At 61.1% G+C, this 16726-nt stretch carries 17 protein-coding genes; 10 read left to right on the plus strand and 7 right to left on the minus strand.

Going from position 1 to position 16726, the window contains the following annotated elements:
• Positions 1-28: 28 nt before the first annotated feature.
• The 3 genes from K9B32_RS05415 (at position 29) to K9B32_RS05425 (ending at position 2917) form a co-directional block, all read left to right on the plus strand.
• Positions 29-1897, plus strand: coding sequence for a DNA polymerase III subunit gamma/tau (locus tag K9B32_RS05415; RefSeq protein ID WP_224560890.1), 1869 nt, complete (start codon positions 29-31; stop codon positions 1895-1897).
• 22 nt (positions 1898-1919) lie between these two features.
• Positions 1920-2243, plus strand: coding sequence for a YbaB/EbfC family nucleoid-associated protein (locus K9B32_RS05420; protein WP_007799011.1), 324 nt, complete (start codon positions 1920-1922; stop codon positions 2241-2243).
• 62 nt (positions 2244-2305) lie between these two features.
• A complete protein-coding gene (locus tag K9B32_RS05425; RefSeq protein ID WP_224560891.1) occupies positions 2306-2917 on the plus strand; it encodes a LysE family translocator in 612 nt (203 codons plus the stop codon).
• Position 2918: 1 nt separating this feature from the next.
• Here K9B32_RS05425 and K9B32_RS05430 read toward each other — a convergent pair whose 3' ends face one another.
• Both K9B32_RS05430 and K9B32_RS05435 read right to left on the minus strand, forming a co-directional pair.
• Complete coding sequence (locus tag K9B32_RS05430; RefSeq protein ID WP_224560892.1) at positions 2919-3446, minus strand: DUF992 domain-containing protein; 528 nt, start codon at positions 3444-3446, stop codon at positions 2919-2921.
• An 83-nt stretch (positions 3447-3529) separates the two neighbouring features.
• Positions 3530-4012: an Lrp/AsnC family transcriptional regulator gene (locus K9B32_RS05435; protein WP_224560893.1), complete on the minus strand. Its 483-nt coding sequence runs from the start codon at positions 4010-4012 to the stop codon at positions 3530-3532.
• Between the two features lie 109 nt (positions 4013-4121).
• Between K9B32_RS05435 and K9B32_RS05440 the strand changes: the two genes are divergently transcribed.
• Complete coding sequence (locus K9B32_RS05440; protein WP_224560894.1) at positions 4122-4658, plus strand: RBBP9/YdeN family alpha/beta hydrolase; 537 nt, start codon at positions 4122-4124, stop codon at positions 4656-4658.
• On the opposite strand, the gene K9B32_RS05445 is transcribed toward K9B32_RS05440, so the two are convergent.
• The 3 genes from K9B32_RS05445 to K9B32_RS05455 form a co-directional block, all read right to left on the minus strand.
• On the minus strand, positions 4655-5278 hold the full coding sequence (locus K9B32_RS05445) for an MOSC domain-containing protein (RefSeq protein WP_224560895.1): 624 nt from the start codon (positions 5276-5278) through the stop codon (positions 4655-4657). The genes K9B32_RS05440 and K9B32_RS05445 overlap by 4 nt on opposite strands.
• 316 nt (positions 5279-5594) lie before the next feature.
• Positions 5595-5762, minus strand: a complete 168-nt coding sequence (locus K9B32_RS05450) for a hypothetical protein (protein ID WP_224560896.1) — start codon at positions 5760-5762, stop codon at positions 5595-5597.
• Complete coding sequence (locus K9B32_RS05455; protein ID WP_224560897.1) at positions 5762-6622, minus strand: IS110 family transposase; 861 nt, start codon at positions 6620-6622, stop codon at positions 5762-5764. Before K9B32_RS05455 ends, K9B32_RS05450 begins: the two co-directional genes overlap by 1 nt.
• A gap of 80 nt (positions 6623-6702) precedes the next feature.
• Here K9B32_RS05455 and recR point away from each other — a divergent pair, with 80 nt between their 5' ends.
• The gene (gene recR / locus K9B32_RS05460; RefSeq protein WP_007798999.1) at positions 6703-7308 is read left to right on the plus strand and encodes a recombination mediator RecR; all 606 of its coding nucleotides are present in this window, start codon (positions 6703-6705) and stop codon (positions 7306-7308) included.
• Positions 7309-7316: 8 nt separating this feature from the next.
• Positions 7317-8570, plus strand: a complete 1254-nt coding sequence (locus tag K9B32_RS05465) for a lytic murein transglycosylase (RefSeq protein WP_224560898.1) — start codon at positions 7317-7319, stop codon at positions 8568-8570.
• A gap of 2 nt (positions 8571-8572) precedes the next feature.
• Here the strand turns inward: K9B32_RS05465 and K9B32_RS05470 are convergent, their stop codons facing one another.
• Both K9B32_RS05470 and K9B32_RS05475 read right to left on the minus strand, forming a co-directional pair.
• On the minus strand, positions 8573-9028 hold the full coding sequence (locus K9B32_RS05470) for a GNAT family N-acetyltransferase (protein ID WP_224560899.1): 456 nt from the start codon (positions 9026-9028) through the stop codon (positions 8573-8575).
• A gap of 8 nt (positions 9029-9036) precedes the next feature.
• A complete protein-coding gene (locus K9B32_RS05475) occupies positions 9037-10668 on the minus strand; it encodes an MFS transporter (RefSeq protein ID WP_224560900.1) in 1632 nt (543 codons plus the stop codon).
• 226 nt (positions 10669-10894) lie between these two features.
• Here K9B32_RS05475 and rimP point away from each other — a divergent pair, with 226 nt between their 5' ends.
• From rimP to infB, 4 genes are all read left to right on the plus strand, one after another.
• Positions 10895-11500, plus strand: coding sequence for a ribosome maturation factor RimP (gene rimP, locus K9B32_RS05480; protein ID WP_224560901.1), 606 nt, complete (start codon positions 10895-10897; stop codon positions 11498-11500).
• 61 nt (positions 11501-11561) lie between these two features.
• Positions 11562-13166: a transcription termination factor NusA gene (gene nusA / locus K9B32_RS05485; RefSeq protein ID WP_224560902.1), complete on the plus strand. Its 1605-nt coding sequence runs from the start codon at positions 11562-11564 to the stop codon at positions 13164-13166.
• On the plus strand, positions 13166-13855 hold the full coding sequence (locus tag K9B32_RS05490; RefSeq protein WP_007798986.1) for an RNA-binding protein: 690 nt from the start codon (positions 13166-13168) through the stop codon (positions 13853-13855). Before nusA ends, K9B32_RS05490 begins: the two co-directional genes overlap by 1 nt.
• Before the next feature lie 102 nt (positions 13856-13957).
• Positions 13958-16681, plus strand: a complete 2724-nt coding sequence (gene infB, locus K9B32_RS05495) for a translation initiation factor IF-2 (protein WP_224560903.1) — start codon at positions 13958-13960, stop codon at positions 16679-16681.
• The last annotated feature ends 45 nt before the right edge of the window (positions 16682-16726 follow it).

A 16726-nucleotide genomic window follows, 5' to 3' on the forward strand; every position in this document is an offset into this window, starting at 1 on the left:
CCGATTAGTCCGGGCGCTAAGCAGGGCGATGAGCGACACCGAGCGACAGTCAAAAGATGCCGCCTCGACGGGCACCGGATACCGGGTGCTGGCACGCAAATACCGCCCCAAGGATTTCACGGATCTGATGGTCGGCCAGGAGCCGATGGTCCAGACCCTGACCAACGCCTTCGAGACCGGCCGTATCGCCCAGGCCTACATGCTGACCGGCGTTCGCGGGGTCGGCAAGACGACGACGGCCCGCATCCTTGCCCGCGCCCTGAACTACAAGACGGCGGAGATTGACAAGCCGACGATCGATCTGCGCATCCCCGGCGAGCATTGCCAGGCGATCATGGAAGGCCGGCATGTCGACGTCATCGAGATGGACGCCGCCTCTCATACCGGTATCGATGACATCCGCGAGATCATTGAGCAGGTGCGCTACCGCCCGGTTTCGGCGCGCTACAAGGTCTACATCATTGACGAAGTGCATATGCTCTCGACGCAGGCCTTTAACGGTCTGCTGAAGACGCTCGAAGAGCCACCGGAACATGTGAAGTTCATCTTCGCCACCACCGAGATCCGCAAGGTCCCGATCACGGTCCTGTCGCGCTGTCAGCGCTTCGACCTGCGCCGCATCAGCGCCTCTGATCTCGTCGGCCTTTTCACCACGATCGCATCGAAGGAAGGCATCGAGGCTGAGCCCGATGCGCTGGCGATGATTGCCCGTGCCGCCGAAGGCTCGGCGCGTGATGGCCTATCGCTGCTCGATCAGGCAATCGCCCATGGTAATGGCGCAGTGTTGGCTGAAACGGTGCGTGGCATGCTCGGCCTTGCCGACCGCGCCCGCATCGTCGATCTCTTTCATCACATCGTCAAAGGCGATGTCGCAGCAGCGCTCAGCGAATTCGAGAGCCAGTACGAAGCCGGCGCCAACCCGGTTGCGGTGCTGACCGACCTTGCCGATTTCACGCATCTGGTCACCCGGCTGAAATATGTGCCGGATGCGGCGAACGATCCTTCGCTGAGTGAAATCGAACGCTCCAAGGCTGCGGAATTCGCACAGGGCGTGGCAGTGACAGCGTTGTCGCGCATTTGGCAGATGCTGCTGAAAGGCATTCCGGAGGCTGAAGGCTCCTCGCGCCCGGCCGGAGCCGCTGAGATGGTACTCATCCGACTGGCGCACGCCGCGCATCTGCCGGCGCCTGAGGATGCTGCCCGTCGTCTCGCGGAGTTTTCCGAGACGAACGGTGACGGGCGTCCGTCCGCCCCATCGGGCAATGGCGGTGGCGGCGCAACGGTGAACTATCAGGGCAATCTGGCCGCACGATCGACGGAATCGATCCCGCGTCCGCAGCCCGCCGGGCCGACCGCCATGCTGCGTGCGGTGCCCAATCCGGATCCCCAGAGCATGCCGGTCGGTCGCGTTGAGACAAAGCCCACCGAGGCGCCGAAGCCATCGGTGCCGGTCAATTCCATCGCTGATATCGCCAATCTGGCCGGCGAAAGGCGCGATGCCAAGATCAAGGCACTGGTGCGCAACTTCGTTCGCCCCGTTCGCATTGAGCCCGGCCGCCTCGACGTCAATCTGACGGAGGGCGCCCCTGGTACGCTGTTGAACGAACTGGCCGTCAAGCTCAAGGACTGGACCGCCATCCATTGGATCGTTAGCCTCAGCCGCGAGGAAGGCCAGCCGACGATGGTCGAGGCTGAAGCCAGCGCCAAGGCGCAGCAGGTCAGCGACGCCCGCCAAGATCCGGATGTGGCGGCGATCCTCGCACAGTTTCCGGGCGCCAAGATCATCGACGTTCGCGTGCGGGCGCCGGAGCCCGATGAGGAAGAGGAGGTTAAGGCGCCGGCCGCTGCCGAATCCGACGAGGGCGATATCCTGCCAGGCGACGACATAATTTTCTAAAGTATCGAGAAGGAGCGAGACAATGCGCGACATCATGGGCATGATGGGCAAAGTCAAGGAAATGCAGGCCAAGATGGAGAAGATGCAGGCGGAGATCGCCGAACTCCATGCGGAAGGCAAATCGGGTGGCGGTCTCGTTACCGTGATTCTCAACGGCAAGGGTGAGATGCAAAGCCTGAAGATCGACCCGTCGCTGTTCAAGGAAGACGATGTCGAGATTCTCGAAGACCTGATTGTTGCCGCGCACAAGGATGCCAAGGACAAGGCGGAAGCTGCTGCTGCTGAAAAGACCAAGGCGCTGACCGCCGGCCTGCCGATTCCTCCCGGCTTCAAGATGCCGTTCTGACCAGTCACGAACCTTTAAGGCGATACTGGCATCGTTTCTATCACACAATAGGAAGGATTCGAATGACGTTGACCAGTCTGTTCGTTTTTGCCTGCGCGCTGTTCGTGGCTGCCGGCTCTCCGGGGCCGAGCGTTGCTGCGCTCGTCGCACGTGTCATCTCTAAGGGCGCCCGCGACGTTCTTCCCTTCTTGGCGGCCATGTGGCTTGGCGAGGCGATCTGGTTGACCTGCGCCGTCGCTGGTCTCGCCGCAATTGCCGAAACCTTCCATTATGCTTTCGTTGCCATCAAGTGGCTCGGCGTCTGCTATCTGCTTTATCTTGCCTGGAAGATGTGGTTCGCCTCGCCGGATAGTAACGGTGAAACGCTGCCTGATGCGCAATCACCCTTGAAGCTTTTCCTTGCCGGCATGACGGTGACGCTCGGCAACCCGAAGATCATGATGTTCTACATGGCGCTGCTGCCGTCGATCATTGATATCCGTGCTGTGACGATTGTCGGCTGGGCCGAACTCGTGGCGACGATGTTTCTGGTGCTGATCGTCATCGATATCAGCTGGGCACTGCTTGCAGCCAAGGCGAGGGGGTTCCTGAAGAGCCGTCGCGCCGTGCGTGTGGCCAATCGCGCCAGCGCCGGCACGATGGCCGGCGCTGCAATGGCAATCGCGATGCGCTAGGCTATCTCTGTGAGATATGCCGCTTGGGGGCCGGTGGCGGTGGTGCCGGCGGTACCCAGGTAAGGATCATATTGGCAACGCCTGCCGCAATATTGAGTCCGGATGTGCCTTCCGCCGAGACCGGTTGCAGAGCGATCGAGCCTTCGAAGCCGCCGATAAGGACATTGGCTCCGACACCGAGGCCGACCGTCGCGTTGGCCGCAACGCCGGAATAACTGCCCTGCAGAGCCCCGTCGAGCCGGTTGGTCGGTGCATAGACGAGCCAAATCATTCCTCCGCCGGCGAGAGTGCCAATATCGACGCCGAGTTTGGTGATGGTACCGGTATAGCGTTCGCTCGGCCGTCCCGGTGAAGATGGAGTGAAGATGCAGTTGAGCGTCCGTTTCGAACCGATGATGACGCCGAATCCAGGAGAAATGTCACAGCCTAGCGAGCCGACCTTGACGCGGGCTGCCGCCGGCGTTGCTGATAGGAAGGTCGTGGCTGTTGCGGCGATAATTGCCGCCGCGATAAATCGTGCGATGGACATGCGAGCCTCCTTCGATTTACACCCCGTGCGTGAAAATCTAGGACCCTCGGCCGCATCAACAAGTGGCAGTGGTCGAAATCACGTTAGAGGTAGTGTCGCGCCAGTTTCACCAGTTCGCGGCCGATCGGCTTCATCGGTTCGTCGCGCAATACGAGGGAGGTCGTAACCGCGCCATAACGCGCGATGCTGTCGACGATGATTTCAAGCTCGGATGGTGAAGGGACCAGAACCTTGAGCACGAAGCAATCCTCGCCTGTCAGCCTGAGAACCTCGACAATCTGTGGCATTTCCGAGAATTGCTTGAGACAGGCGCGAATATGTTCGTGGGTGGTACGCAGCCGAATGACTGCCATCATGCCCAGCCCGAGTGCAGCAGCATTAACGCGGGCGCCATAACCCTCGATGATTCCCCGTTCTTCCAGACGCTTCAGCCGCTCGGACGCGGCCGGCTGCGAAAGACCGACCTTGCGCCCCAGTTCGGAAACGGAAATGCGCCCGTCTGCCTGCATGATCTCGACGATCAGCAGGTCAGTCGGGTCGAGTTGTCGGTTCGAGAAATCGGCCATCTTTATTCGCCTTTAATTCATCGGTTGAACGATGGTTTCTCCGATGATTTCCTATGTCGTTTACCGACTATCTCACGCAGCTTATGCGCGGAGCAACAGGAAGGAAGCGATGAGAGATATTATCATGGTGCCTGGCATTGGCGGATCTGGCGAAACACATTGGCAGTCGCGATGGGAAGCGACCGACCCGCGCATGCGTCGTTTTTCGCCTTCGAGTTGGGATCTGCCGGATTTTGACGATTGGATTGCTGCGCTGGACCGGGCTGTCGGCCGATCGAAGGCCGAACCGCTTTTCGTCGCCCATAGTCTTTCCTGCCTGCTGGTTGCGCACTGGGCACAGCGTACCACGCATCGCGCCAGCGGTGCCTTGCTGGTTGCGCCGCCGGACCCGCGCTCGGCGGCTTTCCCCCCGGAGGCTGCCGGCTTTGCCGATCCACCTGTCGCGGCCCTTCCATTCCCGTCGCTTGTCATCGCCAGCAGCAACGATCCTTACGGCTCGATCGACTACGCGCGAGCAAAGGCTGATGATTGGGACAGCCAATTCGTCGATATCGGTGCCCGCGGTCACATCAACGGGGCGAGTGGGCTGGGCGATTGGCCCGAGGGGAGGGCAGTTTTGGCGGAGTTTGAGGCACACTTGCGCTAGGCGCCAGACTGTACCTCCAGGATATTGCGAAGCTTGTAATGAATCGGAGCCGAAAGATAGCGGCTGCGATCCTGCGCTGTGAGCATCCTACCAAAGGTGGCGATCATCTCCGGCATCGTGACCTTCTCGCCGTTATAGGGCAGATAATCGACCGTCATTCCGGCCGCAACTGGGCCACCGTGAAGAACGCGGCAATAGACGCCTGGCCGCGCTGCCTGCGTATAGCGCTTGATGAACCGGGGGTCGCCCATGCGAGCGGCAAATGTAGAGCAAGGAATGCGCGCGCTGGTGACCTCCAGAACAAGATCGCCGGCTATGAATCGATCGCCGACAGACACGATGCGGTTATCGAGACCGTCGATCACCATGTTCTCGCCCAAAGTGCCCGGCTCGATCGGTCGCCCAAGCTCCTTCGTCCACCAGTCAAGGGTCAGCGATCCCTCGAGATAGACGGCCTGGTCGACACCGCCATGGTGCTTCCGGTTACAGATGGCGTCGCCCACAAGCCGCTCGGCGTCGACAAGCACGCTGCCGCCGACCGGATGCTTGTAGATGCCCGTCTTGTAGCTCTTGCCGGGCAGCCGCTCGGCATTGCCGATGCAGACGGCGAGGATTTTCATCGAGCGGCGCTCCCAACATGTTTCCGTTTTTGCAGCATATGGCTAATAACCGCTTCTCTAATCGGGCATTTTGGTCAAGCTCTTTCTTTCTGATCTCGTCGGCCTGATCGTTCACGCGGGTCACGCTTCTCTTCGCAGTCTATTGGCTCGTTGAGTTTGAGCCGCTGCACGCATGCATGGGATCAGGGTCTGGAGAGCCTCGCTTATGGACGCGCTTATGGACGCGCTCGAAGCGCAGCAGTCATTATCGGCTTCATCCATCCCATCGTCCGCATGGGACGATCCGGCCAGGATCGGTTTCGAGGGCCGTGTTAAATCATGCAGCAGCCTCCGATCCGAACCGGAACTCTGTGCCATCGGTCCACATGCGATGCGGCACGACGGCAACCTTGTGGGCGACGGCGACGATAGCTCGCCGCCGTCCTTTTGTCTTCATCAGCTTCACGCCCCATGCCTTCAGACTGCTCCAAGCGATCGACCGCATCAGCATCGCATTTGCGGCGGCATAGAGTGTCGCCCGTACATCTGGTCCCCGGCATGGGAGATGCGACCTGGATTATCTTTTTCCCCGGATTGAAAGCGTCGGGGCGTTAGCCCGAAGTGCGCACCGACGGTGCGCGAACTCTTGAAGCGCGTCGGATCGTCAACGGCAGCCTTAAAGCTTAGAGCCGTGATCTCGCCGACGCCTGGGATGCTCATGAAGCGCATACAGACAGCATCTTCGCGGGCTGCCCTGCGGACACGCCGATCAAGTTCGAGGAAGGTTTCAAGAAGCATCTGCCTAGCCTGCAGCATCGGCAGGAGCCCGTTGCAGAGAGCAAGATCGCTTTCTATCGTGTCTCGGACAGCCGCATCGAATGAGCCGCGCGAGAGATGCATTGGCAGTTTGACACCGAAGACCTTCAATAGCCCTCGAATTTCGTTTTCTAGATCGATGCATTTCCGCTGCATGACCTTGCGGCTGGAGAGCAATGCTCGGATGTAATGGCTTTCGACGCTTTTTACATGCACCCGACTATACCACCCCGACCGCAGGATTTGTGCAATGCCACGGGCGTCGTGCTTGTCCGTCTTGTTGCGCATGGCCGAGAGAGCAGCATTGACCTGGCGGGCCTCCATGCACACCACGTCAAAGCCTGCTTCTTTCAGTCCGTAGGTGAGATGCTGGGTAAGAGTACCAGCTTCCAACCCCACCTGGTGAATCGGTTCGCCAAACGCGCGCAGACACCGGACCAAGTCAGGCACGTCCGATGGAACGGACCGTTCAAACCGAACCTTTCCTTCCTGATCAATGATGCAGATCGCCACTGAGCGCAGCGACACGTCTAAAGCAGCATAAAACATCGTTGTCTCCCTTCATCTCGGCAACGCCGGGACTGTAGTGGGAGCTTGACCCTTGTGGGACCGCCCGATTACACATGCTCATGGCAAAGCGAGTCACCGGCCCCGAAATCGAAAAACTGATCCAGCTTCTGGCAAAGGTGCCCGGCCTCGGGCCGCGCTCCGCGCGCAGGGCTGCGCTTCACCTTATCAAGAAGAAGGACCAACTCCTCGGCCCTTTGTCGAATGCGATGGGTGAGGCCTATGACAAGGTCAAGATCTGCTCCCATTGTGGCAATGTAGATACGGTTGATCCCTGCACGGTCTGCACGGACGACCGGCGCGACCAGTCGGTCATCATCGTCGTTGAAGATGTCTCCGATCTCTGGGCGCTGGAACGCGCGGGCGCCTTGAACGCGGCCTATCATGTCCTCGGCGGCACCCTGTCGCCATTGGATGGCGTTGGGCCCGACGACCTCAACATCCGCGGCCTGATCGAGCGTGTCAGCGCCGGCGGCATCCGAGAGCTGATCATTGCCGTCAATGCGACCGTCGAGGGACAGACAACAGCACACTATATAACCGACCAGCTGAGCGGCCTGGACGTGAAGATCACGCGCCTCGCCCACGGCGTCCCGGTCGGCGGCGAACTCGACTATCTCGATGAAGGAACGCTCCAGGCGGCGCTCAGGGCACGCACGGCAATCTAGGGGGAAGCATGAACAAGCGCATTTTCGGCCGCCTTTTGATCGCAACGGCGGCGCTGCTGCCGCTGCTGTGTTCGCCGGCGCTCCCTGCATCCAAAGCCGATGTCGAGGCGCAGTTTGAACGATGGGTGCAGACCGATCTTTGGCCGGAGGCGCAGAAGAATGGAATTTCCGAGAAGGCGTTTCGCGCAGCCTTTGCGGGCGTCGAACTGAATTGGGGTCTCACCGATCTCGCTCCTCCTGGCTTCCCGTCGCCGAAGCAGCAGAAGCAGACGCAGGCCGAATTTTCTTCCCCGGCACCGTATTTCAACGAGGATCGGCTGAAGCGGCTGGCCGCTACCGGTCGTAGTTTTGCCTCGCAATATGCCTCGACCCTGAAGAAGATCGAAAGAACCTACGGAGTTCCCGGTTCGATCGTGTTGGCCGTCTGGGGGCGTGAAACAGGTTTCGGGGCCGCCAGGATCCCGAACTCTGCGATTGAGGTGCTGGCGACGAAGGCCTTCATGTCGACGCGCAAGGAAATGTTCCGCACCGAACTGCTCGCCGCCCTGCACATCATCGATCGCGGTGATGCGACGCCAGCTGAATTCAAAGGATCATCGGCCGGCGCGCTCGGCCAACCGCAGTTCATGCCGACCAGCTATCTGAAGTATGCCGTCGATTTCGACGGCGACGGCCATCCCAATATCTGGACCTCGGTGCCCGACACGCTTGCCTCGATCGCCAATTTCCTCGTCCAGAAGGGGTGGCAGCGCGGCCGTGGCTGGGGCTATGAAGTAACGATTCCCGCTCAGGTTTCCTGCGCGCAGGAAGGGCCGGATCTCGCCAAGCCCGTCTCGCACTGGGCCTCGCTCGGTATCGAGCGCATATCAGGCAATGCCTTCCCTTCCGACGAAGGCAAGGCGTCCGGCATGATGCTCGTTCCGGCCGGCCGCGACGGGCCGGAATTCGTCGTTACGCCGAACTTCTACGTGATCAAGGAATACAACAACTCCGACCTCTACGCGCTCTATATAGGCAACCTCGCGGATCGGATTGCCTACGGTTCCGGCGCCTTTCAGGGGCCGTGGGGTGATGTCGGCAGGATGCTGCGCTCCGACGTCGCAGCCATGCAGAAGGCGTTGGAGAAAAAGGGGTACGATGTCGGCGGCTCCGACGGGCTGCCCGGCTACAAGACGCGTCGGTCCATCGGCCAGTGGCAGGAAAAGAACGGCATGAAGCCGACCTGCTATCCGGAGGCGTCGATGATCGGCAAGTTGAAGTAAGTCTATAGGTTGCGCTTCAGGCCTTCGTGGCTCGCGACAAACCCCAGCTTCTCATAGAACCGGATCGAATCCGTCCGTGATTTGTCGCAGGTCAATTGTACTAGACCGCAGCCGCGCTCGGCGCAGCGCGCCATAGCCCATTCGATCAAATCGGAACCGAGGCCTAAGCCACGTGCATCTCTGGCGATCCGCACGCTTTCGATTTGCCCGCGCCACATACCTGTCCGCGACAGGCCGGGAATAAACGTCAACTGCAAGCAGCCGATCACGCGATCATGCTGATCCGCCGCGACGGCGAGCAGTTGGTTGGCATCGGATTCGATTGCCTTGAGCGCGGCAACATACCTGGCATCCGGCGGATCCGAGACAATTTCGCGCGTGGTTCCGAGATCGTCATCTGAAAGCAGCCCGATGATATCAGTCAGATCGGAAGGACGGGCAGGGCGGAAGGAATACATGTCGTGCCTCAATGGTGCAGATCGATCGGCGCCTTGTAGAAGACGTCATCATTCGGTGGAATGGCTTGGCGCTCGATCAGCCGGTGCACCTGCGGCAGTTGCTCGCCGCGGTGGAGCGCGCGCAGCCCTTCGATGTTTTCCGCATCGGCCTGCGTGCGGCGCTGATTGTGCCTGATATATTCGACCCAGGTCGGCGTGTGATAGGTCTCCGTCCATCGGCCCGGCTTTTCGAGATCGCGCATCAGCGCCCAGTTGCGGGCGCCATCGCGAATGCGTATGCGCCGCCGCTCGCCCATCAGCGCCAGAAATTCGCGAACATCCGCATCCGCGATTTCATAATCGATCTGGACGACGATCGGGCCGCTGCGCGGCGTAATATCAAGGCCGAGCGCCGGCTCCGTGAAGCGGTTCAGCGGATCGAGATTGAGCGAGGCAAAGGCCGGCATGGCAAAGCGCAGCCCGACCAAGATGCCGAAGAGCATGACAACGGCGGAGATCAGCAAGGCGTCGGAGACACCATAGCGGTCGGCGGCCACGCCCCAGATCCAGCTGCCGCCGGCAATGCCGCCGAAGGTCACCGTCTGATAAAGCGACAAGGCACGACCGACGACCCAGCGCGGCGTCGACAGTTGTACAATCGTATTGAACAGCGACAGCGCCAATACCCAGCACGCGCCCGATATCGCCAGTCCGGCACAGGTCAGGACGGCAATCGGACTGAAGGCGGCGATCGCGGCGCTCAGCGCAAAGCCGGCGAAGGAAATCCGCACGATCGTCTCGCTCGAAAAGCGTTCGCGCAGCCGATCATTCAGCATCGCGCCGCCGATCGCGCCAACGCCAAAGGAGCCGAGCATGAGACCGTAGGTCAGCGGCCCGCCGACAACGAGGTTGATCGCCACGATCGGCAGCAGGGCGAGAATCGAGCTGGCGCTGATCCCGAAGATGAGGCCACGCAGGAGCACCTTCTGCAGGTTGGGTGACATCGACACATAGCGAAGGCCCGCAAACACCGCACTGCCCAGCGTCTCCCGCGGCAGGGTGGAGGCCGGCAGGCTCGGCTTCCAGCGCATCAGCGCGTAAATCAGGGCGAAGTAGCTCAGGGTGTTGACGGCAAAGGCCGCTGCCGCGCCGGCTGCGGCGACGATGACGCCGCCAATCGCGGGGCCGACGCTGCGAGTGATGTTAAAGCCGACACTGTTCAACGTGACTGCGCCCGGCAGGTCGGCGCGCGGCACCATGTCGCCGACGGACGCTTGCCACGACGGATTGTTGAGCGCCGTCCCGCAGCCGATCAGGAAGGTAAAGAAGAGGAGCAGCCAGGGCGAAAGCCAGTCGAGGTAGGCCAAGACGGTGAGTAGCGCAGAAACCGCGAGCATGAAGTATTGCGCCGTCAGCATGACGCGGCGCCGGTCGAAGCTGTCGGCAAGGGCACCCGACACGAGAGAGAAGAGCATGATCGGCAGCGCTGTCGACGTCTGCACCAGCGCGACCATATTCTCGGATGCCGTGATGGTCGTCATCATCCAGGCGGCGCCGACCGCCTGGATCAATCCCCCGAAATTCGAGGCGAGGCTTGCAAACCAGATCGTCCGGTAGGTTTCGTGCCGCAACGGCGCCAGTGTCGACGAAGTGTAAGGCACGATCCCTCCCGATGCCGGTCCCTCAAAGCCAATATATGGCGAAAGATGCCTCTGGCTAGCGCCGGGGCGCATCCGGAAGGTTGGCGACGGAGCTTGCAATTTTGGAAAAACCGGCCTATATGGCTCTCAAATCTTGATCGTCTTGATGAAGAGTGGGCCGCAAGGACCCGCTCTTTTTTATTACTGCGATCATCCAAAATGCATGAAATTGCGAGGAGCGCATCGCTTGTCGGATCCGACGAAAGCAGACAATGAACTTGAGCCGCGGTTGATCACCGAGACCGGTCTCGACCAGCGTCTTGCCGACATTATAGAGCCCGTATTGGTGGACCTCGGGTTTCGCCTGACTCGCGTGCGGATGCTCAATCAGAACGGCGCCACCCTACAGATCATGGCCGAGCGCAACGACGGAACGATGACCGTGGAGGACTGCGAGGCGGTCTCGATGGCCATTTCTCCGGTGCTGGATGTGGAAGATCCGATCGATCGGGAGTATCATCTCGAGGTGTCTTCGCCGGGTATCGATCGTCCGCTGGTGCGGAAATCGGATTTCACCCGCTGGCAGGGACACCTTTTGAAGTGCGAAACGTCGATCATGATCGGCAACCGCAAGCGCTTCCGCGGCAAGATCGTGGAGAGCGATGCGGATGGTTTCACGCTCGAGCGTGACCAGGTTGCCTATGGCGAAGAGCAGAAGGTTGTTATCCCCTTCACTGCGCTCAGCGATGCGAAGCTCATTCTGACCGACGATCTGATCCGTGATGCACTGCGTGCCGACAAGCTGGCGAAGGCAGAGGTCGCGAACCAGAACGAAGCGGAAGACGAAGAATAAACCGATCAACTTGTGGCTCCAGGGACGGGAACCCGGGACGCCTAGACGGAGAGAAAAGACAATGGCAGTCAGTGCGAACCGGCTCGAACTTCTGCAGATCGCAGATGCAGTGGCGCGCGAAAAGGTCATCGACCGCGAGATCGTGCTTGCCGCAATGGCAGACGCGATCCAGAAGGCAGCGCGCTCCCGCTACGGCACCGAGTCCAACATCCGCGCCGACATCAACCCGAAGACCGGTGAAATCCGCCTTCAGCGTCTGCTCGAAGTCGTCGACAAGGCCGAGGACTATTCGACCCAGATCCCGCTCGAGCTGGCCCGCGACCGCAACCCGGATGCTGCCCTTGGCGATTTCATTGCCGATCCGCTGCCGCCGATGGATTTCGGCCGGATCGCTGCCCAGTCCGCCAAGCAGGTCATCGTCCAGAAGGTTCGCGAAGCCGAGCGTGATCGCCAGTTCGACGAATTCAAGGATCGCGTCGGCGAGATCGTCAACGGCACGGTCAAGCGCGTCGAGTACGGCAACGTCATCGTCGACCTCGGCCGTGGCGAAGGCATCATCCGCCGCGACGAAATGATCCCGCGCGAAAACGTCCGCTATGGCGATCGCGTCCGTGCGTACGTATATGATGTTCGCAGAGAGCAGCGCGGCCCGCAGATCTTTCTGTCGCGCACGCATCCGCAGTTCATGGTCAAGCTCTTCACTATGGAAGTGCCAGAAATCTACGATGGCATCATCCAGGTGAAATCGGTCGCCCGCGATCCGGGTTCGCGCGCCAAGATCGCCGTGATTTCCAACGACTCGTCGATCGATCCGGTCGGCGCTTGCGTTGGTATGCGCGGTTCGCGCGTTCAGGCCGTCGTTGGCGAGCTTCAGGGCGAAAAGATCGACATCATTCCGTGGTCGCAGGATCCGGCAACCTTCGTCGTCAATGCCCTGCAGCCGGCCGAAGTCGCCAAGGTCGTTCTCGACGAAGATGCAGAGCGCATCGAAGTCGTGGTTCCGGACGAACAGCTGTCGCTGGCCATCGGCCGCCGCGGCCAGAACGTTCGCCTGGCCTCGCAGTTGACCGGCTGGGACATCGACATCATGACGGAAGCCGAAGAGTCAGAGCGCCGTCAGAAGGAATTCAACGAGCGCACAAACCTGTTCATGGATTCGCTCGACGTTGACGAGATGGTCGGCCAGGTTCTGGCGTCGGAAGGCTTTGCGGCCGTCGAAGAGCTCGCCTACGTCGACCTTGACGAAATTGCTTCGATCGACGGTTTCGACGAAGACACGGCACAGGAAATCCAGACGCGCGCCCGCGAATACCTGGAGCGCCTGGAAGCCGAAATGGACGAAAAGCGCAAGTCGCTCGGCGTTTCCGACGAGCTGCGCCAGATCGACGGTATGACCGCCCAGATGATGGTTGCGCTCGGCGAAGACGGCATCAAGACGATCGAGGACTTTGCCGGCTGTGCCGCTGATGATCTCGTCGGCTGGAGCGAACGCAAGAACGGTGAGACCAAGAAGTTCGAAGGCCTGTTTTCCAAATTCGACGTTTCGCGCGTCGAGGCCGAACAGATGGTCGTTCAGGCTCGCCTTGCGGCAGGCTGGATCACCGAAGAAGACCTCGCCAAGGACGCGGAAGCCGAAGAAGCTCCCGAGGCCGAGCAGGAAGTATAATGTCCGCGCGTGAGCCGACCGTTTCTCCTGAGGACGACGATCTTGCAGGATATGACGTGAATGGTCGCATGTGCATCGTGACGCGCGAAAGCGGATCGCCGGATGAGCTGATCCGCTTCGTCGCAGCTCCCGATGGGACTGTCGTCGCCGACCTGAAGCGCCAGCTTCCGGGACGCGGCTGTTGGGTCAAAGTCGACCGTTCGCTGGTCGACAAGGCGGTGGCGAAGAAGCTCTTCGCCCGCGCTTTAAAGGCGGATGTGAAGGCGGCAGCCGATCTCGGCGAAACCGTCGAGACGCTGCTCGGGCAGCAATTGATGCAGATGATGAACATGGCTCGCAAGGCGGGCCAGTTCGTTACAGGCTCCGCGAAAGTGGATGCCGCAGTCAGGAGTGGAGCCGCGATCGCCGTGTTCCACGCAACGAATGCCGCCGAGGATGGCGTGAGAAAAATAGACCAGGCTCGCAAGGCTTGGCATCTCGGAATGGAAACCGAGGAGGAAATACCTTCCTTCCGTCTCTTCTCGGAGGACGAAATGGAAGGGGTGATGGGCCAGAACACTTTTATCCATGCTGCAGTGCTTGCAGGGCAGGCGGGTGAGGGTGTAGTGAAGCGCGCAAAGATGCTCGAACAGTACCGTAGTGGCGGTCAGTCCCGGGCACCCGGCGGCGCTGGCCGGCAAAAACAATGATACGGTCACCGGCATCGGCCGGCTGCTACATCATTGATCGACAGTATTTGAACGACAGGGTCTGATGACGTCATCGCTCCCTGTCCGAAGGAACGGGAACGAATGACCGATAGCAATGACGACAAGACACTGAACGGACCGGGCAAGAAAACTCTGACCCTGAAGCCGTCGGGAATGAGCCAGGGCACCGTGCGCCAGGACATGGGCCGCGGTCGCACCAAGGCGGTCGTTGTCGAGACCCGCAAGCGGCGTCCGATGCGTCCGGAAGACGAACGCCCCATCACGCCCGTAGGCTCCGCCCCGGCTCGCACCGAAGCTGCTCCGAGCACGCACCAGCCGCGCCCACCGCAGGCGCCGCAGCCGCGTATTCATCCGTCGGGTGGCCAGCAGTCACGTCCGCAGCAGCCGTCTTCGCAGCCGCCGCGCCAGCAGGATCGTCCGCGTCCGGTGGTATTGAATCATCTTTCGCCGGAAGAAATGGATGCACGCCGTCGCGCACTTGCCATGGCGCAAGTTCGCGATGCAGAGGATGCGGTCCGCCGCGCCGAGGAAGAAAAACGTCGCGCCGCCGAAGATGCTGCACGCCAGGCCGCGGAAGCGGAAGAGGCCAAGCGCCGCGCTGCCGAAGAGGCTCTGCGCGCTGCCGAAGCGGCTATTGCTCCGGCTCCGGCTCCGGCTGCGGTCGAAGCACGTACGGAAACGCCGCGCGTTCAGCCATCGGTCCCGGTCGCGCGCCGGCCTGATGCTACGCCATCCGCGGCTCCGGCAAGGCCTTCTCCGGCCGGCGCCCCTGCACCGGCCGCCGCTCGTGGTCGTCGCGAAAACGAAGATGATGACCGCGGCGCACCACGTGGTGCACCGGCTCGTGGCCGCGTCGTTCGTCCCGAACCGGCCAAGCCCGTAACGACCCGTCCGAAGACCGACGAGGAGCGTCGTCGCGGCAAGCTGACGATCAGCACCGCGGGTGTTGACGATGACGGCAGCGCACGCGGCCGTTCGCTCTCGGCCTTGCGCCGCCGCCAGGAAAAATTCCGCCGCAGCCAGATGCAGGAAACCCGCGAAAAGGTTGTTCGCGAAGTCATCCTGCCGGAGACCATCACCATTCAGGAACTGTCGCAGCGCATGTCCGAACGTGCCGTCGACGTCATCAAGTACCTGATGAAGGAAGGCCAGATGATGAAGCCGGGCGACGTCATCGACGCCGACCTTGCTGAACTCATTGCCGGCGAATTCGGCCACACCGTCAAGCGCGTCTCCGAATCCGACGTCGAACTCGGCATCTTCAATGTTGCCGACCAGGAAGGCGATCGCGTTTCGCGTCCGCCGGTCGTCACCATCATGGGCCACGTCGACCACGGCAAGACCTCGCTGCTCGACGCTATCCGTCATGCCAACGTGGTTGCCGGCGAAGCCGGTGGTATCACGCAGCATATCGGCGCCTATCAGGTCGAACAGAACGGTCAGAAGATTACCTTCATCGACACCCCCGGCCACGCCGCCTTCACGGCAATGCGTGCCCGCGGTGCGCAGGCGACCGACATTGCGATCCTGGTCGTTGCAGCTGACGACAGTGTCATGCCGCAGACGATTGAATCGATCAACCACGCCAAGGCGGCCGGTGTTCCGATCATCGTGGCGATCAACAAGGTCGACAAGCCGAGCGCCGATCCGCAGAAGGTGCGTACGCAGCTCCTACAGCACGAAGTCTTCGTGGAATCGATGGGCGGTGAAGTTCTCGATGTCGAAGTTTCGGCCAAGACGGGCTTGAACCTCGACAAGCTGCTGGAAGCCATCCTGCTGCAGTCCGAAATCCTCGATCTCAAGGCCAATCCGAACCGCACGGCGGAAGGTACGGTCATCGAAGCCCAGCTCGACCGCGGCCGCGGTTCGGTCGCCACGGTTCTTGTCCAGAACGGTACGTTGAAGCCCGGCCAGATCATCGTCGCTGGCGATGTCTGGGGCCGTGTTCGCGCGCTCGTCACCGACAAGGGCGAACACGTCAAGGAAGCCCCGCCGGCCATGCCGGTCGAGGTGCTCGGCCTTTCCGGTACGCCGCAGGCCGGTGACAAGTTCGCCGTCGTCGAAAACGAAGGCCGCGCCCGCGAGATCTCGGAATACCGCCAACGTCTCGCCCGCGACAAGGCCGCGGCCCGCCATTCGGGCCAGCGTGGCTCGCTGGAACAGATGATGACGCAGCTGCAGTCCGCCGGCGTCAAAGAGTTCCCGCTGGTCATCAAGGGCGACGTTCAGGGTTCGATCGAAGCGATCGCCGGCGCTCTCGAAAAGCTGGGCACGGACGAAGTTCGCGCCCGCATCGTTCACTCCGCCGTCGGCGGGGTTACGGAATCGGATATCTCGCTTGCCGAGGCATCAGGCGCCGCGATCATCGGCTTCAACGTCCGTGCAAACGTGCAGGCTCGCACGCTGGCAGAGCGCCAGGGCATCGAAATCCGCTACTACAACATCATCTACGACCTCGTTGATGACGTTAAGGCGGCGATGTCGGGTCTGCTTTCGCCGGAGCGCCGCGAAACCTTCCTCGGCAATGCCGAGATCCTCGAGGTGTTCAACATCACGAAGGTCGGCAAGGTCGCGGGTTGCCGCGTTACCGAAGGCAAGGTCGAGCGTGGCGTCGGCGTCCGCCTCATCCGCGACAACGTCGTCATCCACGAAGGCAAGCTCAAGACGCTCAAGCGCTTCAAGGACGAAGTCTCGGAAGTGCATTCCGGCCAGGAATGCGGCATGGCTTTCGAGAACTACGAAGACATCCGCGCCGGTGACACGATCGAGTGCTTCCGCGTCGAGCACATCACCCGTACGCTCTGATCGTGTGATATTGGAAATTTGGACGGGCGCCGGATCATGTGAGGC

The sequence above is a fragment of the Rhizobium sp. 3T7 genome (genome assembly GCF_020166565.1).
In the GTDB taxonomy this organism is placed as follows: Bacteria; Pseudomonadota; Alphaproteobacteria; order Rhizobiales; family Rhizobiaceae; genus Rhizobium.